This is a genomic window from Vibrio sp. 2-1-2a (genome assembly GCF_032648565.1).
In the GTDB taxonomy this organism is placed as follows: domain Bacteria; phylum Pseudomonadota; class Gammaproteobacteria; order Enterobacterales; family Vibrionaceae; genus Vibrio; species Vibrio diabolicus.
Window position 1 is genome coordinate 187,895 of sequence record NZ_WBOH01000006.1, and the last position, 26,103, is coordinate 213,997.

The following is a 26,103-nucleotide window of genomic DNA, read 5'->3' on the forward strand; positions in this document are numbered from 1 at the left end:
ACATGTCCAAACCTTTGTATGTTTTTGATATGGATGAAACCCTAATAAACGCTGACTGCGCAATGATTTGGAACGAGTTTATGGTTGAGAGAGGCATCGCGACTGATCCTTTATTTATTAAGGAAGATCAGCGTCTAATGGCCTTGTACTCTGAAGGCAAAATGGACATGGAAGATTACCTAGCGTTCTCCATGAAGCCACTAGAAAACATGCCGATTGAAGAAGTAAACGCCTTGGTTGAAGAATGTGTTGAAAGCCATATTCTGGCTAAACAGTTTCCTCAAGCCAAAACTCTGATTGAGCAACTGTCTCGTGATGGTATAGATATGGTTATCATCTCTGCCAGCGTCACTTTTTTGGTGGAAGCCGTTGGTCGCCGTCTTAATATTCCAACCGTACTCGGAATTGATTTAATTGAGAAAGACAACTGTTATACCGCTGAAATCGACGGTGTCCCTAGTTATCGTGAAGGTAAAGTCACGCGCTTAAAACAGTGGCTAGAAAATCAGCCTGAGCCTTATTCTGAAATCCATTTCTATACCGATTCAATCAACGATTTGCCTTTATGTGAATACGCAGATTACACCTACCTGGTAAATCCATGCCCACGCCTCAAAGAACACGCGAATCGATCACATTGGACGCTATTACGTTGGAATTAGCCTTCGGTCTTTATAGCAATAAAGGGCAGCGAACTGCTGCTCTTTTCCTTTAATTGCCTGGTTATACGTGAACTCAAATTTGAGACCATCGAAAAACAAACACACCAGTAACAAAATGGCGTAATCCATGTCGAATTATTAAAAATAATGAAGATTTAGCAGTGTGATATGACAAGATTTATATAACCAAAATGGATAAAGAAAGGGCCATCTATATCTCATGATGTATTCAAATCCGACAGTCAAGCATTCCAGGAACAATAGAACAACATATTCACAATCCAGACTAACGATAATGAAAACATTGATTGAAGAATTAACATTTTAACAATCATTGCAACAATGTTAACTTTAGCTCCGTTGGTCGCGCTGGTGGTAAGCCTCTCACCAAGCCTATTGTCAGTTTTATATGGACGTTCGACCACCTCCAAAATGAATAGACACCCAATTTGGTGCCCTTTATTACGCCCGCAGAGGAAATTCTTTGCGGGCTTTTTTCTTTAAGTTGAAAGTCAGAGCGCACAGGATCAATTTTATTTGGTCAATCTCTCTACCTTGGAGGTAGTATACGAATCAACAAGCGGAGACAATTCTAGTAACTCTAACACCTTTTTCTCAAAGGTTTCATCAGCACTTCTCACCCAATCTAAAAACTTTTTTTGAGCAAACATAGGCTCGATTTCGTATAAAAACTCGATACTAAAGTAAAACTCATTTTTGATATGCAAATTGTAGACTCTTCGATAGTCCTTCTTATACTCCAAGTTACCTTCTACGTATTTTGAGTACGTTTTCTCTCCAACATCAATAGCCTGGCATTTAATTGGGGGGTAGCCGCGAAGAAACTCTCCTACGAGAAACTCTTCTTTCGCTCTCTTTTTTTCTTCGTTTATCGGCTCTAATCCCCAGCGATGATTTGCGTAATCGTTAGCATCATTCATCATCTCTGTATGATCTCCTTTCTTAGATCCTTCAGGAGACTCTAGAGCATGATAAAACTCCACATACTCTTTTTCTATGAATGAAGATAATTGATTGACAGATCTAATATTCTCATTGGCAGACTTGATCCTTAGTCTAATATATAAACCACCTTGTTTATTTATAGGTAATAGAGGGTTTAATATTTTTTTTTGAAATGAGAAATAAATAGAAGCCAATTTTATTAACTTTTCATGCCGTTCTTCTTTTGAGTCAACATCGAATTGTTTTAACTCCACAAGATCTTGGTATACATGCCCTTCATATATATTGTTCGGACACTCAAATGACAATACTAAGTCATCTATCTGGAATACATTATGTAGCAAGTTTGAAAAATCTGGTTTTCCTCGAAAGCCATCTTTACAAGTTTTAATAAGGCCCATATTTCTAACTCTTGTTCTTTAAATATGCATCAATACCTTTAAACGAGAGCCTGCAATATGAGTTCTAATTCAAGTAAAGGTAAGGCACATACTAAGGTATGATGAAGGTCAAAAAGGAGAACGGATCTTTTCTAAATTTAAAATATCTAACATCGCCTCCAGTTTACTGAAATCTACACTTTTAAAAGTTACATCCGCTCCAGCGATAGCTCATCAAACACGCCAACGATTGATAATAAGCTTGAGGCTCTGAGACCACCTATGAAATGAGAAACAAAAAAGCCAGCCTTAAAAGGCTGGCAAGTAGAGCAACAAGGTCAGTGCTTACTGCTAACTAGCACTGAACTCGTATTGGATTCATTTTCGTCTGTTAGTCTCTTTATCGGCGGTTATGACTTGCTTGCTTTCTCTTTGTGGCACGTTACCTTTACTAACTGTTCTTGCTCATCTTTAATGTTTTTCACGATACGCTCATCGCGTGCGTGGATGGCATCCATATTCATTTGCTGAATATCTGCTACAGCTTCATGCTTCATTTCAGAAAAGTCCTGACGTAAATCTAAGCTCCACTCCTCTTTGTCTAAAGTGTTAGCAGCAGCGATTGGTGATGACATTACAACAATAAGACTTAGAGTAGATAGAAATACGCTTTTCATAATAAGCTCCTTGAGGATTAGCAGTTCGTTTTAGTTACAATTTATATATTGCACATACGATGCCAACTTTTATTTTGTTATTTTTCAATAACTTAAATAAATCCATATATTCATCATTATCTCCCTCTGGTAAATTTCGCTAACCAAGTGTTAAATTAACCAATGGAATCAAACACGCAAAAGGTATTCATAAAAAGAATAACTTATCAGGAGATTTTCTCGCTGTTCTTTCATCGAATAAATTACGTAACAACCCACTCTAGAACTGCTTTGAATCAAAATACAGAAATAAAAAAGCAGCCCGAAGGCTGCTCCTAATCGTTAACATCAAGCTTGTTAACTCTATATATTTACTTCAACGCTCGACGTCACTGGCGACTTTCTGAAACGATTGATAAAGCGATGAAGAAGCCCCTTAATCGATCTGAAAATATTTTTAATATCTTCAAGCATTAAATACAAACAAGGCACCAGCACTAAAGTCAGAACCGTTGCGTACAACACCGCAAAGCCCAAAGCTACAGCCATTGGTATGACAAAACGCGCCTGCAAGCTCGTTTCAAACATAATCGGCAATACACCCGCAAACGTCGTTATTGAGGTGAGCGTGATCGCTCGAAAGCGTGCACAGCCCGCTTCAACCACCGCTTGTTTGATGTTCATACCCTTTTCTCTCACTTGGTTTACGTAATCTGTCATAACTAGAGAGTCGTTGATAACCACGCCAGCAGCGGCGATCAAACCAAATGTCGACATCATACTGATATCCAAACCTAGCCAGAAGTGGCCCCAAATCGCCCCCGTCAGACTAAATGGAATGACTGACATTACAATCAAAGGTTGGGTATAACTTTTTAACGGTACGGCTAACAAGATGTAGACGATGATCATGCCTGCAATAAAGAACAAAATCTGTTCATTACGCTGCGCTGCCTGCTCTTCAATATCACCACCTAATTCCGTTTTCACACTCGGGAAGGCTTGCTTCATGTCCGGTAAGATATTGTCGTCGATGACCTTCACGATTTCTTGAGGTTCAACCAATTCTTCGTCTATCGAACCATAGACATAAACGGTTTGATACCCACCTTCACGTCGAATGCTACTCACGCCCGGCTGCTCGTTAATCTTCACCACATCACCCAGCATGACCTTCTTACCTGCTGGCGTGGTAATCACAGCGTAACGTAATGATGAAAATGCTTCACGTGTCAGTTGCGGGTAACGCACCATAACTTTGATTTCTTCACCATCACGAATAAGACGCTGTGCTTCACCACCGTAGAAGCTGCCACCCACTTGCTCTGCGATCATGGTGAGATCCAGTCCGAGATCGTACGCTACAGGCGCAAGAGAAAGGAGCACTTCTTTGCTTCCTGAATCAATAGAAGATGAAATATCGTATAGCCCTTCTTCCTGCTGTAAACGCTCTATCAAGTAACGCCCAGCCTCGTTCAATTCATTAATATTAGAACCAAACAGCAAGTAACCAAACTCATCTCTGTCACCGCCACCCGCGCTCTGCTCGCGGATTTTGATGCTCTTCATTCCAGGAATAACTGGCATAGCTTCACGCCAACGTCGAGCAAGTTCAAATGTATTGAACGGGCGTAATTCCTCATCAACCAATGGCACTAAAACACGGCCTTCGGTACGGCTTCGGTTGTACGAAAGCACATCACGAATCATGCCTTGACCATGTTCTGCGATGGTCTCTGATTCAATTTTTTGCATCACACGTTCGATGGTCTTAAGAGCGCTGATTGTTTGCTCACTTGAAACGGTATCGTTCATTTCAATAGTGATCGCAGGATAATCAGTAGGCACTTTAGGGTTAGGGATCACCCGAACATAATTCGCGTTGACCAAAGCCGCACTGATCAGCAGTAAACCGCAAAACACAGCAAACACTGTCCAGCGCCAATGCGTACATGTCGTGACAAAATTACGATAAGTGCCGTTTACAAAGCCAAAAAAGCGTTGGTTAAATCGGTCACGCCAGCCACCAGGTTTAACTGGCTTAAAGTGGGTATGTGCGAGGTGAGCAGGAAGGATTAACTTTGATTCAATCAAACTGAAGATCAAACAAAGAATCACAACACCCGCGATACCATAGAAGAAAGCACTGTCAATACCGCTAGACAACAAGAAAGGGGCAAACACGGCAATTGTGGTCAAAACACCAAAAGTAGCTGGCGTGGCAACACGTTTGACACCGCGAACCACATTTTCGACGCCACCGCCTTTTTCTTCAATTTCGCTGTAGGCGCTCTCTCCCATCACGATGGCGTCATCGACCACAATACCGAGCACCATAATGAAGGCAAAAAGAGATACGATGTTTACCGTGATCCCTAATGCAGGCATCATCATCACCGCGCCAAGAAAACACACTGGCAGCCCAATCATTACCCACATTGCCAAGCGAAAGCGCAAGAAAATGGTCAGCATGATCGCCACTAGAGCTGCGCCTTGCAGCAAGTTTTTCAACATCATGTCGAGACGACCATTTAAATAATAGGTCGTATCCACTAAGACTTTGAGCTTAACGTCCTGCGGCAATGTCTTATTTTTTGCTTCGATATAATTACGAACAGACTCGGCAACAGGGATAATGTTCTGATCACGAGTCGCTTCAACAGACATGTAGATCGCATTTTGCCCTGAGTACTCAAAGTAGCGCTCTTCTTCCGTAAAGCCATCTTTGATCGTGGCGATATCTTGCAGTAAAACCTTCGCACCATTTGCGCCAAGCTTTACAGGAATATTCCTAAACTCATCACCACGGTAGTACTGATTTTCAATCCTTACTGCGATCATCCCTGAGTTTGTTTTGACTTCGCCCGCAGAAAAGTTGGCAGAATAACGACTGATCGCGCTGCTGATATCGCTCAACGTCAAGTCGTATTTACGAAGAACAAGTGGATCAACTTCAATCGCTATCTCTTCTTCTGGTGCACTCAAATACACCAACATGACATTTTTGAGTTGAAGTAATTCATCCTCGACTTGCTTAGCAATGGGTTTGAGCTCTTCAAGCGGTCGGTCCCCAACTAACCCCATTTCTATCACATCTTGACGCCACTCAACTTGGTAGACATTGATCGGTTCCATACCGGCAGGTAAGTTGGATAAAGTATCAATGCGTTGATTTACATCATCCAAGACACGCTTGATATCAGCATTAACGTCTACCTCGATAGAGACATACGCGCTACCTCTAGAGGCCGTTGAGACCGTTTTTTTAATCCCGGTGACATCTTTAATCGATTCCTCAACCTTAACGAGAATACTTTCTTCAATTTCTTGAGGTGAAGCGCCAGGATAAGTCGCACGAACATCAATGTAGTTCACCTCAATGTTCGGAAACATCTGCCTTTGAATAAAGAGAAAACTCACCACACCCATGATGATGATGAACACCATCAAAAGGTTGGCAGCGACGGGGTTATTCGCAAAATAGGCAATTAAGCCCTTTTGTTTAGTATCTTCCATGACAAACTCCTACTTACTGTACGACGGTTTCGGAGTCGTCACTCTTTTTTGCGATTTGTACCGCCATGCCTTTTTGAGGGTACTCCGGCAAGGTAAGTACCAACTTATCACTTTGCTCTAAGCCTTCCCCCACAAGTAAAAACTCACCTTCTGCTCTCAAGACCGTTACCGTCCGAGGTTGAAGTTGATTCTCACCATTCACTACCCATACCGTGCGATTTTTGACTAATTCCTGTGGCAGGCGATAGATATGCTTTAGCTCCTTACCTGTAAAGCTCACTTCAACGTAGGAGCCAAATTTAATTGGAGGCTGCTGATTATCAATACCATATGGGTCTGCGATTTGAATGACCATGTTAATCATTCGGGTAGCGCTATCAATCATGCCTAAATCACGAACCACTCGACCTTCTCTAGTGGTAGAAAACACACCTTGCTGCGTTACTGTCGCAGTGAGCTCACCAATGGATTCGGGTAAAAATGCACTATCAAAACCGGCAATTGGTATGTGCACCTCCGCCACTTCAATGTTGTTTAGCGTGGCAACTCGAGAGCCAGATGTGACAAATTGACCAACACCAATATCACGCTCAACAACCAGCGCATCGTAAGGTGCAACGACTTTGCAATTTTCTAAATCTCTTTTTGCTCGTTTGAGTGCCGCTTGAGCCGACTTCACTTGCGCTTGCGCGCTCAAAACCTGAGGCTTACGTAAATACAGGTCTGTCACTTGCTTATCGCTCAGTCTCTTGGCCTGGCGTTTTGCCACTTCCGCTTTGGCTTGCTCCTCAATCAAGCTCGCACGTGCGCTAGCTAAATTGGCTTCGGCTTGCAAAACCGACGCTTCGTAGTTGTCACTTTCAATCGTGAACAGCACTTCTCCTCGTTTCACGATCCCACCCGTTACAAAATTAGGGTGCCAACTTATCACTTCACCACTGACTTGCGCGGAAAGGTGTGTTTTTTCAAAAGGGACTAACTCACCATGGCTGGTTATCACCACTTTATGATCGGTAGGAAAAAGAGAAGAAGCCTGAACGGTAGGCTCTGTAATGGCATCTTTGGTTGACTCTTTTTCCGGAGCTGTCGCGGCGATTGCGGCATATCCTGCATAAGAGCCACCAACGACAACGAAAGGTAAAAGCCAACGTAATACGGGTTTTGCTAACATCGAAAATCCTTTTTTATTGTTGTTTTCATCACCATGCTTTTATTAAATCTTTGACTCCCTGTAAGCATGATGGTGAGGGAATTACATTTGAATAGACGTCAAAGCAGCGCGTACCTTGCTTTTTCGGTTGCTAACTACAGAGTTATTGCCAATTCAAAGTTAATAAAATTAACAAAAAATTAACTAACTTCGCAAGTTGCCCTGACTTAACTCTTCTTTTAAATAGCAAGGGACGTGCCAGGCATTTATTTATTAAAATTCAAATAGTTATTATCACTCAACTATTTTAACCAGTGTGCTATTGGTCATAATCACCAGATATTAGTGATTATGACCAATTCAGACACAATCATAATTAAAATAAATGATTATCTGCGTTCAAAAAGGTGAACTTAATCCCGAGAACATGACAATTCATTGATTAATAGCCCGTTATCCAACCTTGTTGGATGCACGCTGCGGCAACTTAGGTCTATAATTTCTGATAAGTAACACTCTGTAAGACAAGGAAATGTACTTTGTTACATACACTCGCTAAGCTGCTCTTCCCTTCTTTATTCACAATTTTATCGGCATGTTCATCCGTGTCATTGAACGATCCCAGTGAAAAATCCACTAGCTTCCAACTTGGGTATCAAGGTGACTCTGTGCTTGCACAGTACTTTGAAGCTTACGGGAAAGACCCAAAGTCAATAACTGGCTTTTCCCCGTTAAATCAAGGACACGATGCCCTTCTTGCTCGCACCTCTTTAATCGAGTCCGCACAAAAAAGCCTTGATCTTCAATACTATATTTACCGTGGTGACGAAACGAGTCAGCTAATAACGTGGCGCTTGTATGAAGCGGCAAAGCGTGGAGTCCGAGTAAGGCTGTTGCTTGACGATATGCAAAAGCGAAACGATGACGTGATGGCTGCCCTCAATGCACATCCTAATATCGAAATCCGCTTATTCAATCCGCATCAGTATCGCGACTCCCGCTGGTTCGCTCTTGCTAGCGATTTTGAACGTCTTAATCGTCGTATGCATAATAAGTCTCTGATTGCAGACAGTGTTTCTGCCATTGTCGGGGGTAGGAATATCGGCAATGAGTACTTTTCTTTTGAATCACAGGTCGAATTTGGTGATTTTGATCTACTGCTCTATGGTGAGGCGGTACAACAAACTGCAGATCAGTTCGACCTCTATTGGAATAGCGCCTATGCGATACCAATGGAATGGATAACACCGGACTCACAGCAAATTACCGACCTGGCGATTCAAAAGCAGGTCGACAAACTCCAGCTAGAGGAAAAGTTCTCAACCGGCCGTTATGACTTCACTAAACTGGATATGTACCAAGCTCTCAAACAAGGCAATCTCAAGCTCTACTGGGGAGAAGCAAAAGTATGGTTTGACTTACCCGATAAAGTTGCGACCCGAGAGAGCCAACTTATTGATAATTTAACGGAGCTGGTTAAAAGTGTTGAACATTCATTTGTTCTTATCTCCCCCTATTTCGTCCCAACCGAAGTCGGCACTCAAGCATTGCGTAACGCGGCCAAGCGAGGTGTTGATATCACGATAGTGACCAATAGTCTCGCCTCTAACGACGTGTTTGCCGTGCATGGTTGGTACGCAAAATATCGAACAGACCTACTCGAAGCTGGGGTCAAGCTATGGGAAGTAAAAGCGAGCGCGAAACTCAAAAGCAAGTGGAGCCTCACGGGGAGCAGCAGAGCAAGTTTACACGCAAAAGCAATGACGATTGATGACAAAACTCTGTTTGTTGGCTCGATGAACTGGGATCCACGTTCAGCCGCTTTGAATACCGAAATGGCCGTTGTTATCGAACAGCCAGAATATGTGCAAATGTTTCTAGAACAACTGCCGAATCAATTGTCGAATAACGCCTATGCCTTAACTCTGCACGACGGAGACATTGTCTGGACTGACATAAAAACAGGCAAAGAATATGATTCTGAACCAGAGGCCGGAGTATGGCGAAAAATGGGCGCTTGGTTCTCCGGCATATTGCCAATTGAAGATCAGCTATAACAATTGCCAATGTTTCAAAACCTCCCCGATAAAGCAATACAAGAATGGACACTAGATTTGGGGAAACACAATAAATACAAGGAAGTTCAATGTCAGCACAATGGAACGAGTACTATCAGAAAATTTTAAACCAACCTCACCGCCCAAACGTAGAAAATGCCGTAAACCTACTGAAACTCGAGAGCAAAGTCGCTCTTGATATTGGCTGCGGAATAGGTCGAGACAGTCATTTTCTCCTCGAACAGGGGTTTAACGTTCACGCATTTGATAGCCATGAAGATGCAGTAAAAACTTGTTTAACACGCTTTGAAGGCCACAAGCGTTTCTCAATTTCACAGTGCTGTTTTACTGAGTTTGACTATCCTCAATGCAGCCTGGTTATCGCGAATGCCAGTTTGTTCTTTTGCCCGGACGAAGGCTTTGAGCAAGTTTGGACCAAAATAGACAGTGCCTTACAACCTGGCGGTATCTTTTGCGGTGATTTCTTAGGAGTAAAAGACTCCTGGGTTGCATCAGAAATGCATCCGAACATTACCGCATTAACGAAAAAGGAAGTGGAAAGTTTATTCGAGGATTACGAACTCATTTCATTGAATGAAAGAGATGAAGACGGAACCACGGTAGTCGGAAGCCCAAAACACTGGCACATGTTTAGTGTGACCGCTCGCAAGCGCTAAAAGCGGTCTCTCAAGAAAGCAGCACTTCAAATCAGTGCTGCTATCAGCGATTAATTGACTGGATACACCACTTCAAAACGCTCCAAAACTAGCGTACGTTTCTCATGCCAATCTATGTTCAACTCATCGCATTCAGCTTTAAAAAATGCAGTATGCGCGTCACGCCACCAGTTTAAGGTTCTATCACCTTCGCCTTCTGCGTAGGCAAACTCTGCGGTTACATCCTCATATTTGCATGTGCTGACATCAGTAATTCGTATCACACAAACGGGGTCCCCGTTCCAATTCGTGACGACTTGTAAATGGCCCACTTGTGGCATGCTTTCGCCATGCTCTCGATACCAAAGCTCCATACTGCAAGAGGCGGTTTTCTGTCCAATTCGAACCAAATCGGCGCATACGTTGGCGTTGTATTCATCGGCACAATAATAGTCAGCACTAACTGATGGTACGGCTGCTCTTTGTTCTGGTGACAATAATTTTAGATACTGCTCTAAGTAATCCTTAGCTCGCGCGTCCATGCTCACTCCATTAATCATAAATTCGCAAGGAGGATAAAAGATATCACGGCAAATAACCACCAGGAACAAACTGAAAAACAACAAGAATATGACTTTTACGTAGACGACAATTATTTCTTTTGTAATAACTTTGCTAAACGTTTGTGCTATTTGCTATTGTTGCATGGTCTATCTGTACTCTTCTCGTGAAAGGACGTTTTATGCGCTTATTTATTGGTATTTTTTTCTCGCTGATACTTGCCTTGCCGACGATGGCATCGGACGAAAAGTATTCAGAATCGGATCTGTTAGATAGACCATTAATGGAACGCTATATTTTAGATGAGCTAAAAGCACTGCGTCAGGACTATCAGAGCCTAGAAAAACGAATGATCACAGAGATCACCGACCGCGAGCTGACGGTTGCGGATAAATCGTTGAACTATGCCAACGTGACCGTAACCTACTTCTTCTACATCATCGCAGGTGTCGCATCGCTGATCGCCTTTGTAGGCTGGCAATCTCTGCGTGAGTTTAAACACAACACCAAAGAGATGGCGGATAAACGATTAGAAAAGATCGCCCAAGAATACGAGAAGAAATTTGTAGCACTGGAGCGAGATTTAAAACGCAAAACTCGCATTATCAGTGAAAACAATAAAGAAATTGAGAAAATCAACGAGATCCATAACTTATGGTTGCGTGCGCAAAGCTCACAAACACCAGAGCAACGTATTGAAATCTATGATGAGATCTTGCTGATTCGCCCAGGTGATTTAGAAGCGTTGACTTACAAAGCAGACGCCGCGATGGAAATCAACGAATACCACTGGGCACTGAGCATCTGTAACCGCGTACTTGAAGTCGATTACACCAATGGTCCGGCACTGTATCAACGTGCTTGTGCATACTCTCGTCTTGGCATTGAAGAGCAAGCCATTGAAGACTTGGAACGCGCTATTGAATACAGTCCATCTATTCGTGACTTGCTTGCCGAAGAGCGAGACCTCGAATTGCTGCATGGTAACGAGCGCTTTGAAAAGCTCTTACACCTAGCAAACGAATAATGGAATGAGCAGCATGAGTAGCCACTTTAATTTAGAAGACGCCAGCCAAGTGTTGGTTGGCGCTTTTGCCCTAGCCGTCCCCATCTCTTTTTCTGAAGAGGCGTGGCGACTAGGTGAAAGCTTGCCAATGGCAAACCTGCTCATGCTGTTAAGCCTTTCTGTCATTTTCCTCAGTTTTTTCGCCTATCAAAGCGTGTTCCAAAGCCACATAAAAAATCGCGTATCCATTTTTATTTTTCGTGTGGTTATCGCGTACCTCATTGCGGCCGTTGTGGTGGCGTTAGTTCTTTTCTGTCTTGATAAGCTGCCACTAATGAATGAGCCTTTGGTTGCGATAAAACGGGTCATCGTCATCACAATGCCGGCGTCAATGGGTGCAATTGTGGTGGACAGTTTCGACAAAGAATAGGAATAGCACCTACTCTTCTAACGTTAAATTAGAACCCGAGTGGTCTTTGCCTAACACATCTTCTGGGTTTCGCAGTGCGCAGGTTTCTAACGACAAACACCCGCAGCCAATGCATCCGCCCAAATCGTTTTGCAGGGCTTTGAGCTTTTGAATTTTTTGCTCCAACTGTTCATGCCAATGGCTCGCCATGACTTCCCATTGCTGTTTGTTTGGCGCTTGATGTTTCGGCAGCTCATCTAGCGCATGTTTGATTTCTTCTAACGACAACCCCACTTGCTGCGCCGCTTTAATCACCGCAACACGGCGCAAAACGCTACGGTGGTAGCGGCGCTGATTGCCTTGATTTCTCCAGCTCGAAATCAGTCCTTTTTGTTCATAAAAATGCAGGGCAGAGACTTTCACTCCGGAACGTTTTGCCACTTCTCCTACGCTGATTTCCATACTTGACTCCCTGTGTATCAATTTTGTTAAAAAAATGCTTTACCTCAAGTTTACTTGAGGTTTTAAAGTTGCACCATCTTAATTAACGCTAAACCCAGACGGTCTCGAAAGATTGCGTTCAGGACGCATAACTTGGTTGACAAACACAGCACCGCTAGAAGCCAACGTTTTGAAATCCATTGGGAATTTGAGGCAAACATAATGAAAAATAAAACTCAGCCGTACTTAGCAGGCCGCTTCTTCGACAGTATATCCTCTGGCTTGTTTATGATGGCACTGCCATGGGTCATGCTTTCCGAGCCCCAAATGGGCACATTCGTCGCTTTAGTTTCTCTGAGCTGCACCGCGATTTCTTTTCTGGCAACGCCTTTCTTTTCCACTTTAGTTGACCGAAACTCACGCAAAGCACTCCTCGTACTCAATCAATGGATTCAATCGGGAATGGCTTTGGTGGTGTTCATTGCTTATTGGTTAGGGTTTGAGTCCCACTGGCTGCTGGCTTTTGCGCAATTGGTGTATTGGGTTTCGAGTAACTTTGCATGGACGACCAACAACGCCTTCACTCAAGAAAATTATCAGCATCACGAATACGCAAAAATTTCGGGGCAGCAAGAAATTGTAATGCAATCCACGACCCTCGGCGCTGGTGCGTTGGGTATTGTTTTGCTTGAAATGTGGGGAATGAAAGAGTTTGCTTTGTTTGCAGCCAGCGCATCCGCTTTGGCGGCGATGTTTTATATTCTGACGCCGTATACCCAACAATTAAGAGCATCAAAATCTGTCGCTTTCATCGCACAACTCAAAGAGAGCCAACAAATATTCCGTCTCGAACCCCGCTTTTATGGCTTTATTCTGCTCTCTTGCCTCTCTTATCCTGCATTGACGTTTTTGAGCAAATTGGTGCCGATTTGGTTTTCTGAACAAGGCATCTCTGGCGATTGGTTTGCAGGGTTCAACATCAGTTTTGGTCTCGGCTCGTTGCTAACTGGCTTCATTGTCACCAAAGTGCTGAGTCGCGCCTCCCATAGCCACATTATGTTTGCTTCGATGGTCATGGTATCTCTGGCGTTTATCGGAATGAGTTTTGCGATAAGCCCGCTGACCATCTTATTGTTTACGGCTCTGTTTGGTGTGTTTAACGCGCTAAATCGCATTGCGAGAGTCAACTGGATGCATCACACCGTAGCGGTTCATCAACGTGGTCGTGTTGATGGCGGCATCAGCATGTTTTCCACCACCATTCAATCTCTCAGTTATGTATTAATCGCGATGTTGAGTCATTACGAGCTAACACAATACGGTTTTGCAATAGCAGCTGTTGTCATGGTGTTAGCAGTGGTTTTGATGGGATTACTCAGCCGAGACGTCGAGCCGTTTAACGACCTGCCCCTTCATGCAGCGGCAAAGTGAAGCATAGAAATTGAGAAGTAGAGAAATTGAAAAAGCGAGATAAGAAGATAACCAAAATCGTCTTCCTAATTTTCTACACCAGTACTTTTTTCTCTATCGCTCATCAGCAAGGTTGGGTATTCTGAGGTGACCAACATGAGCAGAAGGAATTCGCAGTGAACTTAAGACAATTGGAAGTCTTTTACGCCATTATGCAAGCAGGAACGGTGTCTGGCGCGGCTCGCTTACTGCACGTTTCCCAACCTAATGTCACTCGAGTTCTCGCCCATACAGAACAACAACTGAGCTTCGCTTTATTTGAGCGTGTAAAGGGGCGTCTCGTTCCCACTCAAGAAGCCAAAGCCTTATTGCCAGAGGCAGAAAAAGTCTATCAACAACTCGGACAATTTCGCTCTCTGACCAACAAAGTCAAACAGGGAACTCAACATTTACGAGTCGGTGCCCCGCCTGTTTTGGCCGCACACTTGTTAGCGCCGACTGTCGCGTTGTTGTCGAAAGAGCACGGCATCTCCTTTGAGCTCTTAACGGCCAATCGCGATGAGCTGTGCTCCGGGTTGCTGAAACATGAATTGGATGTCGCCATCGCGTTCGGTGAAGAAACACCACCAGCGATCATGGGGCACGTGTTATTGAAAGAAAACTTAGCACTGATCGCTCCTAAAAGCGCAGCGATACCCGCAGAAAAAGTCGTTATTTTAGAAGAACTCATCAGTCACGATTTACCCATTATCGGTTTAGATAGCCGAGACCCTCTGGGCTTATTGCTGCATCAAACCTTGTCGGCGCGTGACGAGCATTATCAACATGCCATCACCGTACGCAGCTACTCCGCGGCGGCTGAACTGGTGAAACACCAAGCAGGGTTCGCCATTGTAGACCCATGGACTGCAAAACAATATCGCCAAGATGATGCCGTTTCCGTGCATGCTTTGGAGCCAAACATGTCCTTCTCTGTCTCTATTTTATTCGCAGAGCACACGCCTCAATCCATTGCGACAAAGCAGTTTATCACCGCCCTAAAACAACAGATGGTTTAGAGGTATAACTTGAAGTTATATCTGCCCAACAAATAAGCATTCGGTTTCCTAAATCAGTCTGGCTACATTAATGAGCAATAACGATGACGAAGGGAACCATCATGCAAATTGCTCAACCTTACCTACTCTTTCTTGGCGATGTAACCGATCCACTCGCAGCAAAAACTGCGCGTGGCATTTACCAATGGCGACCTGAGATTTGTCTTGGCCAAATCCGCCTGACGCCAGAAACCGTATCACTTGGTTTAACCGACATGACACTACAACAAGCGCAGCAGCAAGTAGCAAAAACGCTGGTACTTGGCACAGCAAACCCGGGGGGAGTCATTCCCGAAACTTGGCAAGCTACCTTACTTGAAGCGGCAGAAATGGGATTTGAAATTGCATCGGGCATGCACCAACGTCTGGCGGAGTTTACTCCTCTTGCCGATCTAGAACGACGCGGATTAACCAAACTGTATGATGTTCGCCATTATGATGCCCCGCTCAAGGTCGGCAATGGCAAAGCACGCGCAGGCAAGCGAGTACTTACTGTAGGGACAGATTGCTCCGTGGGCAAAATGTACTCTGCTCTTGCCATTGAGCATGCATTAAAGCGTAAAAACTGTCGCGCAGAGTTCAAAGCAACGGGTCAAACGGGAATTCTCATCGCAGGCAGTGGCATTTCAATTGATGCCGTAGTTGCCGATTTTATCTCCGGCGCAGTAGAAGCGATCAGCCCCGACTTCACCGACCACGATTGGGACATCATCGAAGGGCAAGGTTCGTTATTTAACCCTTCGTTTGCTGGCGTAAGTTTGGGCTTACTTCACGGCGCACAAGCGGACGCTCTGGTACTGTGCCATGAGATTGGTCGCCCGCACATCCGCAACTTACCACATGCGAGCTTGCCAACCATTGAACAAACGATAGAAGCGAATCTGGCCGCTGCTCGCCTGACAAATCCAAAAGCTCAATTAGTGGGTATTTGCTTAAACACTTCGGCGATCAGCGAAGAAGATGCTGCCCAGTTATGCCAGGATTGGAGCGACAAATATCGGGTGCCCGTCACCGACCCTGTGCGTTTTGGCGTAGATGCGGTTGCAGATAGGCTCCTTACGATTTAAGAAACATTTACGGTTTGGAAAATAACTGCGGTTTAGGGAAAACTAGTGAGATGAAAATTCATGTAGAACCCGTCACGATTGCCATGGCGACACCATTTCGCATATCTCGCGGCAGTCGGACAGAGTGCCACGTAGTCCGCGTGACAATTGAACATCGAGGCATGATCGCCCAAGGAGAATGCACACCATACCCACGTTATGGTGAATCGGTTGAATCGGTGATTAAGGCGATTTCTCACGCCGCGCATGAACTGCAAAGTTTGTACGCCAAAGGCGAAGCTGATGTGATGGCTCTCAAAAGCCAGCTTCAATCGTTATTGCCCGCAGGAGCGGCAAGAAATGCATTGGATTGCGCCCTTTGGCATCTTCGCGCGCTTTTGAGCCACAAGCAGCAGGTTCACGACCTCTTTACGTTACCCGAGGCGATTGTGACGGCGATGACGGTTTCTATCGACACACCGCAAGCAATGGCCAAACAGGCGCAAGCTTACCTTAGCCAAGGCGCAAAACTGCTAAAGGTAAAACTGGATGGTGAAAACGTGATTGAGCGCGTTGCAGCAGTACGCGATGCCGCGCCGCACGCGCAAATTGTGTTAGATGCGAATGAAGCATGGCAAAGCCTCGACCTCGCGACGGTATTTGCTCAACTCGAACCGTTTAATATCACCATGATCGAGCAACCGTTGCCACAAGACTGCGACGACGTACTCGCCAGCATTCCGCACCCCATTCCACTTTGCGCCGATGAAAGTTGTCACACCAGAGAGCAATTGCATCAACTGCTTGGAAAATACGAGATGGTGAATATTAAGCTAGATAAAACAGGCGGGCTCAGTGAAGCATTATTGCTGGCCGACGATGCAAAAAAACTCGGTTTTAGCCTCATGTCCGGTTGTATGTTGGGGACGTCGCTGGCGATGCGTACTGCGTTACCCATTGCTGCTCAGGCAAGCGTTGTCGATCTTGATGGCCCGGTGTTGCTCGGACAAGATGTAACGCCGAGCTTAGTTTATAGCGACGGCGAAATCGTTCTTTCCAAGTAGCCTAAACAATCCCGAGGTTTTGATCGAAAAGTCAGAACCTCTGAGTTTATGATCTTGATTAAAAAACAATCAGCCCCATCATGAAATAAGTCACATAAATTATACGGTTATTACGGCATGCTAAGATTACAGTAGTCCAAGAAGGTGGTCTTATGCATCGAGTCATCCGGAAAATGACATGGAAGACGAATAGGCGGTAATCCCGCCCTACTCCAATGCAGTGCGTGGGTTTCTATAGCGACCCACTTCCTAGCAATTCGTAGGTTTTTCACGCCATCTTGCAAGGAGGCTCTATGCCTATCAACAAAATACGCAATATCGCTTTTGTCGGCCAAACCGGGACCGGTAAAACCACGCTGATAGAAAAACTGCTCTTCACCTGCGATGCCACGCACCATTTAGGCAGCGTAGAAAAAGGCGATACCGTTACCGACTTCGACCCTCAATCCATCCAATATCAACACAGTATTGAAGCAACGCCAGTCGCACTGCGCTGGAATAAACACCGGCTCAATATCATCGACACTCCGGGACAAAACGAGTTACTTGGCCGTACGATCAGCTTTTTTCCTGCCGTTGAAACATCCGCCCTTGTTATCGACCCTCAAACACCACTAAACCAAACTTCCGATCGCTTATTCACCTTTGCAAAAGAGCAGAAAAAATGTCAGATGATCATCATCAATAAGCTCGATAACCACGGTAATCAGTTAGAAAGATTGATGGAGAACATCGTTGAGCATTTTGGTGACCACTGCTTACCGATCAACTTACCTTCGGCTGACGGAGAATCTGTAGTTGACTGCTATTTCGAACCAGAATTGGGACGAGAAACCTTACTTGCAACGGTAGATGAAGCTCATGAGACCTTAATTGACCAAGTTATCGAAGTCGATGAAGAACTGATGGAACTGTATCTGGAACAAGGCTCCGAACTCACCGCAGAGCAACTGCATGATCCGTTTGAAGAAGCACTGAGAACTGGACATGTGATTCCGGTCTGTTTTGTCTCAGCACAAACCGGCGCGGGCGTCGAGCTGCTGCTACGTACCTTGGCGGAGATCATGCCCATGCCAAACGAGGGTAATCCTCCTCTACTGGAAAAGAACGGCAAAAAAATCAAAGTAAATTGCGAAACCTTAGAGCACACCGTCGCACACGTGTACAAAGTCAGCGTCGACCCATACATGGGAAAACTTGCCTACTTACGTGTGTATCAGGGTGAAATCAATGCGGGCAGCCAGCTTTATATTGGCGAAAGCAACAAGGCATTTAAAGTTGGGCACTTATATCAACTGCAGGGCAAAGATAGAACCGAGATCCCTCGTGCGCTTGCGGGCGACTTCTGCGTTTTAGCCAAAGTGGATGATCTCGAATTCGATTCAATCGTTCATGACTCTCACGAAGAAGATGGTGTTCAACTCAAGACGTTGGACCTTCCTGACTCCATGTATTCTTTGTGCTTGAAGCCTCTTAAGCGTGGAGATGAGCAAAAATTAGGCGATGTACTGAATAAAATCGCCAGCGAAGATCCTTCGCTGCGCATCGAACATCGCGCTCGCACCAACGAAACCATCATCAGCGGCCAAGGGGAATTTCACCTCAAAGTCGCATTAGAAAAGATGGCTAACGTGTACAAACTGGACGTCGAAACCTGCCAACCAAGCGTAGAATACTTTGAAACCATCACCAAGCCTGCCGAAGGGCATTATCGACACAAAAAACAAAGTGGCGGTGCAGGCCAGTTTGGTGAAGTGCAATTGAAGGTTCGTCCACTCGAACGTGGCGCTGGATTTAAGTTCATCAACAAAGTGGTGGGTGGCGCCATTCCAACCGCGCTTATTCCCGCGGTCGAAAAAGGTATTTTACAAGTACTCGAAGAAGGGGCGATTTCTGGCAACCCAATCAAGGATGTGGAAGTCACCGTTTATGACGGTAAATATCACTCCGTCGATTCAAAAGAAATTGCGTTTGTCATCGCAGGTAAGAAAGCCTTTTTAGATGCGATCAACAACGCTGATCCTATTGTGCTGGAGCCCATTGTCCAAATGGAGTTACACGTCCCAACCACAAACGTCGGTGACGTGTCTGGGGATTTGTCAGGTAATCGAGGATTAATAGAAGGCACCGAACCGATCGATAGCCAATTCACGTTGTTGAAAGCCAAATCGCCAGTAAACGAGTTGCAAGATTACGCTCGTCGATTGCGAGCTATCACGGGTGGTGAAGGCAGTTTTAGTATGACTTTGAGCCATTACGAGCCCGCGCCACCAGCAGTGCAAAAACAAGTCTGCCAAGGCAGTGCTCAACAAGGTTAATTCCCTAAGATTCAAATCAATCAAATAAAAAAGCGCCCTCAAAATGAGGGCGCTTTTAGGTAAATTAAAATTTATTTATCGAGAGACAAACCGATCTGACTGATTTTGCTTTCAAACTCTTCGATGCTGTTCGCTTTGTAAGTCGGAGCACCGTTAAAGTAGCGCGGTTTCTCTGGCAGCATCGCATTTTTCAGCTCTTGTTCTTGGTCGATATTGTCATGATAAACCGTTACACGATTTGGAATATCCTGCTTTATTACAGCCATATTGGTTCTCCTTGTTTAAATCGAATATTAAGCGTAGAACGTGGTTAACGATGCGTAAAAGCCACTGTGCAAAATTTAGACACCAGCGACAATTTTATACTCAAACCATTGCATTATTTTGTTTCAATGTTCTCTTTAAGTATTCTTGGAGCACACACCTTTCGCGTTTAAGGTAAGTGAAGATTCCACCATCAAAAGACAGGATGTCTCATGTCAAAGCAAGAGCTTAACCAGATGGGCAGTGCCAAAGTTTATCTGGTAGAAAAACACGGCATTTCATTCATTGAAAAGCAACAGGTAGAACAGGTTGAGGTCGCTTTTTATCAACACCAGGCTAAACCATTCAATGAACTTGGCATTCTTGTACCTGAGCTCATTGATTACGATCACCAACAAAATACGTTACGAATCGAGTATATCCCGCACTCTGTCAATCAAGAATTCCTGCTTGAAGAGCCGCGCGTGATAGAACAACTAGCTAAAATACATAGACTATCTCCGACATCAAATGGTGTTTATCATCCTCATCAGTGGACACAACCAGCCACTTCCCAAGCTTTAAGCACGCTCAAACTAGACGCAAAAACAGAGCGGTTCTTTTATCAGCTACAAGAGCAATCCGGCCCGCTTTTCAACGCCAAAAATTTGATCTCTGGAGACACCAATGCCGGGAACTGGGGGCAACGAGATAATGGCGATTTGGTGCTGTTCGACTGGGAACGTTTTTCGACAGGGCATATCGCGATAGATTTAGCGCCACTAGTCAAAGGCATGGGCACATTCGAAGATTATCTTGGTGTGGCGCATACCTATACCAAGACGGCAAAGCAAGGCGATGCGAGTAATTTAGCAAGAACGATTGCAATAGCTAAAACGTGGATGGTGGTAGAAGTGGTGAATATACTGGTCTCGAGACAGAACCCGCAGACCAGTAAATACATTGACTGGTTTAAACAAACCTTACCGAAATGGGCAAAAGATCTTAGCGCTCAGATGACGAGTTAGGTTCGGATATTTGATACAAACGTCTTTCAGGCTCTGCACAAGAGGTTTCACAATTGCACACCTTATCAACACCGACATTATTCAATCCGCCACAACTCCCTTGAATACGCTTGTTGTGGAAAATGACGCCAAGCGACATCAACAAAATGATTGCGAGAAAACCAAGAAAGGTAAATAACCAAACCATATTAACCTGCCTTATTAGCCATCGTCTTTAGCCTAAGTATAGCAGGGCGAGATGTCACTTTAAGTAGCCCTGTTGGGGCTTTCGGTCTTGCCAGCAAGGAGGGTTTGGATTTTTTGCCACCACAACCACAGGAACCGCAACCGCCTTTTGGCTTGTGAGCACTTTTCTTATGATTGTTTGAGGGACGACCTTGAGACGGCTCAATGAGAGGCTCTCTTGGAACCGCAAGTACATCTTCCAATGAGCTACGGGTAGAAAGCCTGAATACTTGCGTGCCACTACGAAGTAATTTGGCTAGTGCGCGTTCACCGATATTTCGTACAAGTACAGCATCCACATTGTACTCTTGCAGAGACTGAATTAACTGAGACTTCGCATTGCAACCTGCTTGTGGCATCGAAGCAATGTTCGCTAAGTTTTTTAGCATACCGTCAGTATCAGAATAAATAGCAATATATGGTGCTTTAACAAAGTGGCTTGCCACCCGCTCACCATCATTAGGAATAGCATAAATCATAAGTTTGACTCCTCATCCGGAAAAACTAATGCATGACCTTCAACTAAACTTTTTGCGACTTTCAATCTTGCACTTTTTACTGTGTTACCAAAAGTTTGTCTAGAGACGCCCATCTGTTCAGCAGCTTGCTGCTGGCTAAGACCCTCTAAATCGGCCAAACGCAGTGCTTCTAGCTCTTCTGGTAATATGGCGACTTGCTCCAACTGATGAAATGGCACGCCATTGGGTTTGAAACAATGGTGTGCAGCACGTCCGCATATTCGTCTTTCTATCTTTGGTCTTGCCATCATTATCCCTCGAAAACACAGGGTCAAATTACGCCTTAAACTGGCATATGCCAATAATATTTTTAGCATATGCCAATAAACTAAGTTTGCAAAAATCGACACGATAAATACGTAAGACATCAGGATTAATTAGACATCTAAAAATTTACAAACTTTGGTGACAAACGAGCAAAAAGATCAATTCTAATTATCTAGATAATAAAAACGTTAGTTTGCGCAGACTTTTCATACAAATACGCGCTAATGTATTCATTTTATTGGAGAAGAAAAACTATAATCCGATCAAATCATTCATTTGAACACTAATGATTATTTTATTAAAAGGGTGTCTACCTAAGTAACTATAAAGTGCAGATCGACTGCATTGAAATGAGCCTAAAGGGTAAAACAATAGATGGAGGACCTATCGAACCACCAATCATTACTTGGTCTACGATCCCAGCCATTCTTGCTGAATCACGTCTCTTGAGGGCACCTAGATATATCAGAAAAGGAAGTAAATATGTCTGACTCGAATTGGCTCAGCGAATTCCCAGAAATGGATCGCTCTGATCTTAGAGCGATTCGCAAAACACTCGATGGCGCCTACCGAGATTTCTCTCGTGAATATGGTGAACTTATCGAGTCTCTCTTTGATCCGCTCCTTTCATTTCTTGTCTGGTTTGAAAAACTGCTTATTTCAACACCTTGGGTCGTTGTTTTAGGCGTCTGCACCGCCCTCGTTTATGCCGCTAGTCGCTCTTGGAAACTGGCTATCGCATGTTTTGGCTCACTTATCCTGATTGGCTACTTCGGCATGTGGGAAGACACAATGCGCACGCTCAGTATTATCACGGTGTGTACCATGCTGGCTATCACACTCGGGATCCCTATCGGCATCGCCATGGCGCGCTCTAATCGTATTCAGTCTGTTGTGACGCCATTACTCGACGTCATGCAGACCATGCCGGCATTTGTGTACCTCATCCCAGTTGTTATGTTACTCGGGATCGGCAAAATTCCTGGCCTCATCGCAGTAGTAATCTACGCGATTCCACCTGTTATTCGTTTAACTAATTTGGGTATTCGTTTGGTGGATAAAGAAGTGTTGGAAGCCGCAACCGCATTTGGTGCCAGCAGTAAACAGCGGCTTTTTGGGGTCCAACTTCCGCTCGCAATGCCAACCATCATGGCGGGAATCAACCAAACGATAATGATGGCACTGTCGATGGTTGTCATCGCATCGATGATTGGGGTAAAAGGTTTGGGCCAGCCCGTTCTTAAGTCGATTACCAATCAATATTTCACTCTTGGTCTTTTAAATGGTCTAGCCATTGTCGCCCTAGCGATTCTTTTCGACCGCGCTTCACAAGCGTATGCGAAACGCACTCAAGCCCATCTAGGAGATTTAAAGCATGACTAGTCCACTTATCGAAATCAGCGGTCTGTATAAAATCTTCGGCCCCAAACCCAACAGCGTGATTGAGCGCGTCAAGTTGGGACATAGTAAAGAACACGTGTTGGCGGAAACGGGGCACACGGTCGGGCTAAAAGACATCAACCTCCAAATTAAAAAGGGCGAGATTTTCGTCATCATGGGTTTATCCGGTTCAGGTAAGTCCACCATGATTCGCCACTTCAATCGCCTAATCGATCCAACCATGGGACAGATTTTGGTGGAAGGGGTAGATGTCATGCAGCTTTCTAACAAGGAGTTAGAGCAGTTTCGTCGTCATAAGATGTCGATGGTGTTTCAACGTTTTGGCTTATTGCCTCATCGCACTGTTATCGACAACATCGCTTACGGTTTGGAAATTCAAGGAATAAGTAAAGAAGCGCGCTTAGAAAAAGCAAACGAATGGTTGGATACCGTTGGATTAACGGGTTATGAGAACCAATATCCCGCTCAGCTATCAGGTGGTCAGCAGCAACGCGTAGGCCTCGCGCGAGCATTGGCAACCAACGCCGAAATACTGTTGATGGACGAGGCTTTCTCAGCATTGGACCCTCTGATTCGGAGCGAAATGCAGGATCAGTTAATAGAACTGCAACAGCAGTTACACAAAACGATTGTTTTTATTACTCACGACTTAGATGAAGCACTGCGCCTTGGCGATCGCATTGCGATCCTTAAAGACGGTGAGCTTGTCCAACAAGGTTCACCAGACGAAATATTGCTACATCCTGCCGATGAGTACGTTGAAGCCTTTGTAAAAGACGTCAACAGAGCGCGAGCATTGACGGTTGAGACTGTGATGCAGCCACCTTCATATTGCATTGCCGCTAAAACCATTGAAGAAGCGCTCAGTGAGATGAAACGTGTAAAACGTGATTATGCTTATCATGTGACCGATGCAGGCTATCAAGGCGTGATAACGCAACAAGGGTTACTAGACGCGACGAAGTTAGCTCAAACCCCAAGCTGGGATGATGATATCTATGAAGAAGTACCTATCATCTCTCCCCATTCAGCCATTGAGCAAATATTGACTGAAACCATGTCGTGCGAATACTCACTGCCCGTTGTCGATGAGCATGGCCATTTGAAAGGTGAATTAGAGCGTCGTACTGTTGCTGGTTTATTCGCTGATGAAGACAGCACAAAACGAAGCACCTCACGTTCAAACATCGATAAGGCCTCTTAACTGATTTAATAAAACAGCTCACAGCAATGTGGGCTGTTTTCACTATCTCTGCCCCCACCCCTCTAGATATTTATTTGTAGACTCAAGCTTGATATCCCAATCAACATTTACATTGTTCTGATTTTCCTGACAATTTCATACTCATATTCGGTTTTATTGACATAGATAGATCATTCTATTGCTTTTTGATGACGCAAATACCTGATAAATGTCTACTATTACTCTCATACAAAATCTTGATTTAAAGAGGGATAAAATGAAAAAAACAATGTTGGCACTAACAGGCGCGGTAATCATTCTTGCAGGCTGTCAAGATGAGAAACCTGCCGAAACAAGCGCAGTTGAAGTACCTCAAGCGACGGAAACTGAAGTCACCACTAGCGCAGAAGTTACTACAGAGACAATTGACACGCTGCCAGTAGCAGAAGAACAAGTCATCACTGAAGAAACATTTGTAGACTCTGAGCATAACGCACAAAATGCCCTTGACTGGAACGGCACATACAAAGGTACGCTTCCATGTGCGGATTGTTCAGGTATCGACATGACCATCACACTAAATCAAGATGGCACTTACGTACTTGAAGAAAGCAACCAAGACAAAGAAGACGGTCATTCAAAGTCTGAAGGCCAGTTCACTTGGGATGCAAACGGCAGCATCGTAACGTTGACAAACGAAGATGCGCCAAACCAATACTTTGTTGGTGAAAATGTACTTATGAAACTAGACATGAATGGCGAAAAAGTAACAGGTGACCTAGCACCGTTATACAACTTAACGAAACAACAATAAGTTCGTATCGATACCTGATAAATAATCTAAATCCGAGCTACCCCAGCTCGGATTTTTTCTTTCCATCGACGGCGGTTGTCTTTCTTATCTTTCTTATCTTCCTTCTCTGAGCTTACATTCCGCTTCTTATCCTGATGGTTCATTACATTTCCATACGCTTTGCTGATAGAGGCTTACAACTTCATTTTGTACAGTGTTCAAAACAAATCAGAACAACTCGGAAAAATGATGAAAAAGACATTAATTGCACTACTAACTCTGACTGCTGCTGGTTCAGCGGTTGCTGGTGATACTTATATTCGTAACGGTAACATCTACAACAATGAAGGTGGCTGGAACGCGGAAGTCGGAGTGGCTCATGGCAGCGATCTTTTCAAAGATCAAAAATACAATACAGCTCCAATTCTAAATGGCGGTTACCATGGTGACGACTTTAACGCCGATCTAAGTGGCATTAACTACCGCTTCTTCGGTAACACCAATGAATTAATCAACATGAGTGCTTACCTTGTTGGCAGTGGTGTCATGCGTGACGGTGATATTGCAAAGAGCCTGAAAGGCACGGATAAACGTCGCTTTGCTGTCGATTTAGGTTTGAACACTGACTTTACGTTAGATCAACACAATGTGATTTCAACATACCTTCAACATGATATCAGTGGTGCTTACAAAGGTTACTTAGCGGGCGCGACTTACTTCCACATTATGAACTTCGGTAGTGTTGATTTTGTTCCTTTTGCTAACCTAACTTATCAAAGTGAAGACTACGTAGATTACTACTTTGGCGTAAAACAACGCGAAGCAAATGCAAACCGCAAAGCGTACAAAGGTGATTCAACAGTAAGCTATGGTTTAGGCTACAAGCTAGTCATGCCAATCAACGATAACTGGCAAGTGAGCCAAATGACACAATACACTCGCCTAGGCAGCGGTATCAGCGATTCCTCGATTGTTGATAGTGCAAACCAATGGGTTGTTGGCGCAAGTGTGTCGTACAACTTCTAATCCGATACGCCCTTATAAAGCCAT

At 44.4% G+C, this 26,103-nt stretch carries 25 protein-coding genes; 15 read left to right on the forward strand and 10 right to left on the reverse strand.

The genetic code is table 11. The features are described 5' to 3' along the window. The first annotated feature begins 2 nt into the window (after positions 1 to 2). The gene (locus F7Y48_RS17235) at positions 3 to 662 is read left to right on the forward strand and encodes an HAD family hydrolase (RefSeq protein WP_243328042.1); all 660 of its coding nucleotides are present in this window, start codon (positions 3 to 5) and stop codon (positions 660 to 662) included. 533 nt (positions 663 to 1,195) lie between these two features. Here the strand turns inward: F7Y48_RS17235 and F7Y48_RS17240 are convergent. From F7Y48_RS17240 to F7Y48_RS17255, 4 genes are all read right to left on the reverse strand, one after another. Further along, positions 1,196 to 2,029 carry a DNAase gene (locus F7Y48_RS17240; RefSeq protein ID WP_256898444.1) on the reverse strand — a complete coding sequence of 278 codons (834 nt, stop codon included), beginning with the start codon at positions 2,027 to 2,029 and terminating at the stop codon, positions 1,196 to 1,198. Positions 2,030 to 2,418: 389 nt separating this feature from the next. Next, positions 2,419 to 2,685: a hypothetical protein gene (locus tag F7Y48_RS17245; protein WP_316685127.1), complete on the reverse strand. Its 267-nt coding sequence runs from the start codon at positions 2,683 to 2,685 to the stop codon at positions 2,419 to 2,421. A 342-nt stretch (positions 2,686 to 3,027) separates the two neighbouring features. Next, positions 3,028 to 6,180: an efflux RND transporter permease subunit gene (locus tag F7Y48_RS17250; RefSeq protein WP_203347642.1), complete on the reverse strand. Its 3,153-nt coding sequence runs from the start codon at positions 6,178 to 6,180 to the stop codon at positions 3,028 to 3,030. A 13-nt stretch (positions 6,181 to 6,193) separates the two neighbouring features. Beyond that, positions 6,194 to 7,351: an efflux RND transporter periplasmic adaptor subunit gene (locus F7Y48_RS17255; protein ID WP_316685128.1), complete on the reverse strand. Its 1,158-nt coding sequence runs from the start codon at positions 7,349 to 7,351 to the stop codon at positions 6,194 to 6,196. A gap of 518 nt (positions 7,352 to 7,869) precedes the next feature. On the opposite strand from F7Y48_RS17255, the gene F7Y48_RS17260 reads away from it, so the two are divergent. Both F7Y48_RS17260 and F7Y48_RS17265 read left to right on the forward strand, forming a co-directional pair. Then, positions 7,870 to 9,387 (forward strand): phospholipase D family protein, encoded by a 1,518-nt coding sequence (locus F7Y48_RS17260; RefSeq protein WP_316685130.1) that lies wholly within the window; start codon positions 7,870 to 7,872, stop codon positions 9,385 to 9,387. Between the two features lie 89 nt (positions 9,388 to 9,476). After that, positions 9,477 to 10,064 (forward strand): class I SAM-dependent methyltransferase, encoded by a 588-nt coding sequence (locus tag F7Y48_RS17265; protein WP_005392683.1) that lies wholly within the window; start codon positions 9,477 to 9,479, stop codon positions 10,062 to 10,064. A gap of 50 nt (positions 10,065 to 10,114) precedes the next feature. Here the strand turns inward: F7Y48_RS17265 and F7Y48_RS17270 are convergent, their stop codons facing one another. Further along, on the reverse strand, positions 10,115 to 10,585 hold the full coding sequence (locus F7Y48_RS17270) for an ASCH domain-containing protein (RefSeq protein WP_170901926.1): 471 nt from the start codon (positions 10,583 to 10,585) through the stop codon (positions 10,115 to 10,117). 200 nt (positions 10,586 to 10,785) lie between these two features. Here F7Y48_RS17270 and F7Y48_RS17275 point away from each other — a divergent pair, with 200 nt between their 5' ends. Together F7Y48_RS17275 and F7Y48_RS17280 are read left to right on the forward strand one after the other, a co-directional pair. Beyond that, positions 10,786 to 11,631, forward strand: a complete 846-nt coding sequence (locus F7Y48_RS17275; protein WP_005392681.1) for a tetratricopeptide repeat protein — start codon at positions 10,786 to 10,788, stop codon at positions 11,629 to 11,631. 13 nt (positions 11,632 to 11,644) lie between these two features. Continuing rightward, positions 11,645 to 12,040, forward strand: a complete 396-nt coding sequence (locus F7Y48_RS17280) for a DUF2391 family protein (protein WP_005373896.1) — start codon at positions 11,645 to 11,647, stop codon at positions 12,038 to 12,040. Between the two features lie 9 nt (positions 12,041 to 12,049). Here the strand turns inward: F7Y48_RS17280 and soxR are convergent, their stop codons facing one another. Then, a complete protein-coding gene (soxR, locus tag F7Y48_RS17285; protein WP_005392679.1) occupies positions 12,050 to 12,481 on the reverse strand; it encodes a redox-sensitive transcriptional activator SoxR in 432 nt (143 codons plus the stop codon). Positions 12,482 to 12,682: 201 nt separating this feature from the next. On the opposite strand from soxR, the gene F7Y48_RS17290 reads away from it, so the two are divergent. The 5 genes from F7Y48_RS17290 to fusA all read left to right on the forward strand — a co-directional run bounded on the left by F7Y48_RS17290 (position 12,683) and on the right by fusA (position 19,395). After that, the gene (locus F7Y48_RS17290) at positions 12,683 to 13,891 is read left to right on the forward strand and encodes an MFS transporter (RefSeq protein WP_316685131.1); all 1,209 of its coding nucleotides are present in this window, start codon (positions 12,683 to 12,685) and stop codon (positions 13,889 to 13,891) included. Positions 13,892 to 14,046: 155 nt separating this feature from the next. Continuing rightward, positions 14,047 to 14,928, forward strand: a complete 882-nt coding sequence (locus tag F7Y48_RS17295; RefSeq protein WP_085343285.1) for a LysR family transcriptional regulator — start codon at positions 14,047 to 14,049, stop codon at positions 14,926 to 14,928. A gap of 101 nt (positions 14,929 to 15,029) precedes the next feature. Continuing rightward, positions 15,030 to 16,034 (forward strand): N-acetyltransferase DgcN, encoded by a 1,005-nt coding sequence (dgcN, locus tag F7Y48_RS17300; protein WP_316685208.1) that lies wholly within the window; start codon positions 15,030 to 15,032, stop codon positions 16,032 to 16,034. A 50-nt stretch (positions 16,035 to 16,084) separates the two neighbouring features. Further along, the gene (gene dgcA / locus F7Y48_RS17305; RefSeq protein WP_316685132.1) at positions 16,085 to 17,077 is read left to right on the forward strand and encodes an N-acetyl-D-Glu racemase DgcA; all 993 of its coding nucleotides are present in this window, start codon (positions 16,085 to 16,087) and stop codon (positions 17,075 to 17,077) included. Positions 17,078 to 17,370: 293 nt separating this feature from the next. Further along, positions 17,371 to 19,395 carry an elongation factor G gene (gene fusA / locus F7Y48_RS17310; RefSeq protein WP_316685133.1) on the forward strand — a complete coding sequence of 675 codons (2,025 nt, stop codon included), beginning with the start codon at positions 17,371 to 17,373 and terminating at the stop codon, positions 19,393 to 19,395. A gap of 71 nt (positions 19,396 to 19,466) precedes the next feature. Here the strand turns inward: fusA and F7Y48_RS17315 are convergent, their stop codons facing one another. Further along, positions 19,467 to 19,661, reverse strand: coding sequence for a hypothetical protein (locus F7Y48_RS17315; protein WP_053808086.1), 195 nt, complete (start codon positions 19,659 to 19,661; stop codon positions 19,467 to 19,469). Between the two features lie 210 nt (positions 19,662 to 19,871). Between F7Y48_RS17315 and F7Y48_RS17320 the strand changes: the two genes are divergently transcribed. After that, entirely contained in the window at positions 19,872 to 20,666 is a 795-nt protein-coding gene (locus F7Y48_RS17320; protein WP_316685134.1) for a phosphotransferase, read from the forward strand. On the opposite strand, the gene nqrM is transcribed toward F7Y48_RS17320, so the two are convergent. From nqrM to F7Y48_RS17335, 3 genes are read right to left on the reverse strand one after another with little or no spacing between them, the layout of a single operon-like run. Next, complete coding sequence (gene nqrM / locus F7Y48_RS17325; RefSeq protein ID WP_005392671.1) at positions 20,644 to 20,853, reverse strand: (Na+)-NQR maturation NqrM; 210 nt, start codon at positions 20,851 to 20,853, stop codon at positions 20,644 to 20,646. The two genes, F7Y48_RS17320 and nqrM, sit on opposite strands and share 23 nt — an antisense overlap. A 1-nt stretch (position 20,854) precedes the next feature. Continuing rightward, positions 20,855 to 21,370, reverse strand: a complete 516-nt coding sequence (locus tag F7Y48_RS17330) for a NifB/NifX family molybdenum-iron cluster-binding protein (RefSeq protein WP_316685135.1) — start codon at positions 21,368 to 21,370, stop codon at positions 20,855 to 20,857. Continuing rightward, positions 21,367 to 21,657, reverse strand: a complete 291-nt coding sequence (locus F7Y48_RS17335; RefSeq protein WP_005392669.1) for a DUF134 domain-containing protein — start codon at positions 21,655 to 21,657, stop codon at positions 21,367 to 21,369. The genes F7Y48_RS17330 and F7Y48_RS17335 overlap by 4 nt, the downstream gene beginning before the upstream one ends. A gap of 502 nt (positions 21,658 to 22,159) precedes the next feature. Between F7Y48_RS17335 and F7Y48_RS17340 the strand changes: the two genes are divergently transcribed. The 4 genes from F7Y48_RS17340 (at position 22,160) to ompV (ending at position 26,079) form a co-directional block, all read left to right on the forward strand. Beyond that, positions 22,160 to 23,059 carry an ABC transporter permease gene (locus tag F7Y48_RS17340; protein WP_046873819.1) on the forward strand — a complete coding sequence of 300 codons (900 nt, stop codon included), beginning with the start codon at positions 22,160 to 22,162 and terminating at the stop codon, positions 23,057 to 23,059. Beyond that, a complete protein-coding gene (locus tag F7Y48_RS17345) occupies positions 23,052 to 24,281 on the forward strand; it encodes a glycine betaine/L-proline ABC transporter ATP-binding protein (RefSeq protein WP_301645529.1) in 1,230 nt (409 codons plus the stop codon). The genes F7Y48_RS17340 and F7Y48_RS17345 overlap by 8 nt, the downstream gene beginning before the upstream one ends. Before the next feature lie 256 nt (positions 24,282 to 24,537). Beyond that, complete coding sequence (locus tag F7Y48_RS17350) at positions 24,538 to 25,074, forward strand: copper resistance protein NlpE (protein WP_316685136.1); 537 nt, start codon at positions 24,538 to 24,540, stop codon at positions 25,072 to 25,074. Positions 25,075 to 25,302: 228 nt separating this feature from the next. Beyond that, the gene (gene ompV / locus F7Y48_RS17355) at positions 25,303 to 26,079 is read left to right on the forward strand and encodes an outer membrane protein OmpV (RefSeq protein ID WP_005392665.1); all 777 of its coding nucleotides are present in this window, start codon (positions 25,303 to 25,305) and stop codon (positions 26,077 to 26,079) included. The last annotated feature ends 24 nt before the right edge of the window (positions 26,080 to 26,103 follow it).

Bases quoted from the DNA above. Each gene is read 5' to 3' on its own strand.
- F7Y48_RS17315 (WP_053808086.1), bottom strand. From the start codon at position 19,661: ATGGCTGTAATAAAGCAGGATATTCCAAATCGTGTAACGGTTTATCAT.
- F7Y48_RS17335 (WP_005392669.1), bottom strand. From the start codon at position 21,657: ATGGCAAGACCAAAGATAGAAAGACGAATATGCGGACGTGCTGCACAC.
- F7Y48_RS17270 (WP_170901926.1), bottom strand. From the start codon at position 10,585: ATGGACGCGCGAGCTAAGGATTACTTAGAGCAGTATCTAAAATTATTG.
- F7Y48_RS17280 (WP_005373896.1), top strand. From the start codon at position 11,645: ATGAGTAGCCACTTTAATTTAGAAGACGCCAGCCAAGTGTTGGTTGGC.
- F7Y48_RS17245 (WP_316685127.1), bottom strand. From the start codon at position 2,685: ATGAAAAGCGTATTTCTATCTACTCTAAGTCTTATTGTTGTAATGTCA.
- F7Y48_RS17250 (WP_203347642.1), bottom strand. From the start codon at position 6,180: ATGGAAGATACTAAACAAAAGGGCTTAATTGCCTATTTTGCGAATAAC.
- dgcN (WP_316685208.1), top strand. From the start codon at position 15,030: ATGCAAATTGCTCAACCTTACCTACTCTTTCTTGGCGATGTAACCGAT.
- F7Y48_RS17240 (WP_256898444.1), bottom strand. From the start codon at position 2,029: ATGGGCCTTATTAAAACTTGTAAAGATGGCTTTCGAGGAAAACCAGAT.
- F7Y48_RS17275 (WP_005392681.1), top strand. From the start codon at position 10,786: ATGCGCTTATTTATTGGTATTTTTTTCTCGCTGATACTTGCCTTGCCG.
- F7Y48_RS17290 (WP_316685131.1), top strand. From the start codon at position 12,683: ATGAAAAATAAAACTCAGCCGTACTTAGCAGGCCGCTTCTTCGACAGT.
- F7Y48_RS17345 (WP_301645529.1), top strand. From the start codon at position 23,052: ATGACTAGTCCACTTATCGAAATCAGCGGTCTGTATAAAATCTTCGGC.
- nqrM (WP_005392671.1), bottom strand. From the start codon at position 20,853: ATGGTTTGGTTATTTACCTTTCTTGGTTTTCTCGCAATCATTTTGTTG.
- F7Y48_RS17350 (WP_316685136.1), top strand. From the start codon at position 24,538: ATGAAAAAAACAATGTTGGCACTAACAGGCGCGGTAATCATTCTTGCA.
- F7Y48_RS17320 (WP_316685134.1), top strand. From the start codon at position 19,872: ATGTCAAAGCAAGAGCTTAACCAGATGGGCAGTGCCAAAGTTTATCTG.
- fusA (WP_316685133.1), top strand. From the start codon at position 17,371: ATGCCTATCAACAAAATACGCAATATCGCTTTTGTCGGCCAAACCGGG.
- ompV (WP_005392665.1), top strand. From the start codon at position 25,303: ATGAAAAAGACATTAATTGCACTACTAACTCTGACTGCTGCTGGTTCA.
- soxR (WP_005392679.1), bottom strand. From the start codon at position 12,481: ATGGAAATCAGCGTAGGAGAAGTGGCAAAACGTTCCGGAGTGAAAGTC.
- F7Y48_RS17330 (WP_316685135.1), bottom strand. From the start codon at position 21,370: ATGATTTATGCTATTCCTAATGATGGTGAGCGGGTGGCAAGCCACTTT.
- dgcA (WP_316685132.1), top strand. From the start codon at position 16,085: ATGAAAATTCATGTAGAACCCGTCACGATTGCCATGGCGACACCATTT.
- F7Y48_RS17235 (WP_243328042.1), top strand. From the start codon at position 3: ATGTCCAAACCTTTGTATGTTTTTGATATGGATGAAACCCTAATAAAC.
- F7Y48_RS17340 (WP_046873819.1), top strand. From the start codon at position 22,160: ATGTCTGACTCGAATTGGCTCAGCGAATTCCCAGAAATGGATCGCTCT.
- F7Y48_RS17265 (WP_005392683.1), top strand. From the start codon at position 9,477: ATGTCAGCACAATGGAACGAGTACTATCAGAAAATTTTAAACCAACCT.
- F7Y48_RS17255 (WP_316685128.1), bottom strand. From the start codon at position 7,351: ATGTTAGCAAAACCCGTATTACGTTGGCTTTTACCTTTCGTTGTCGTT.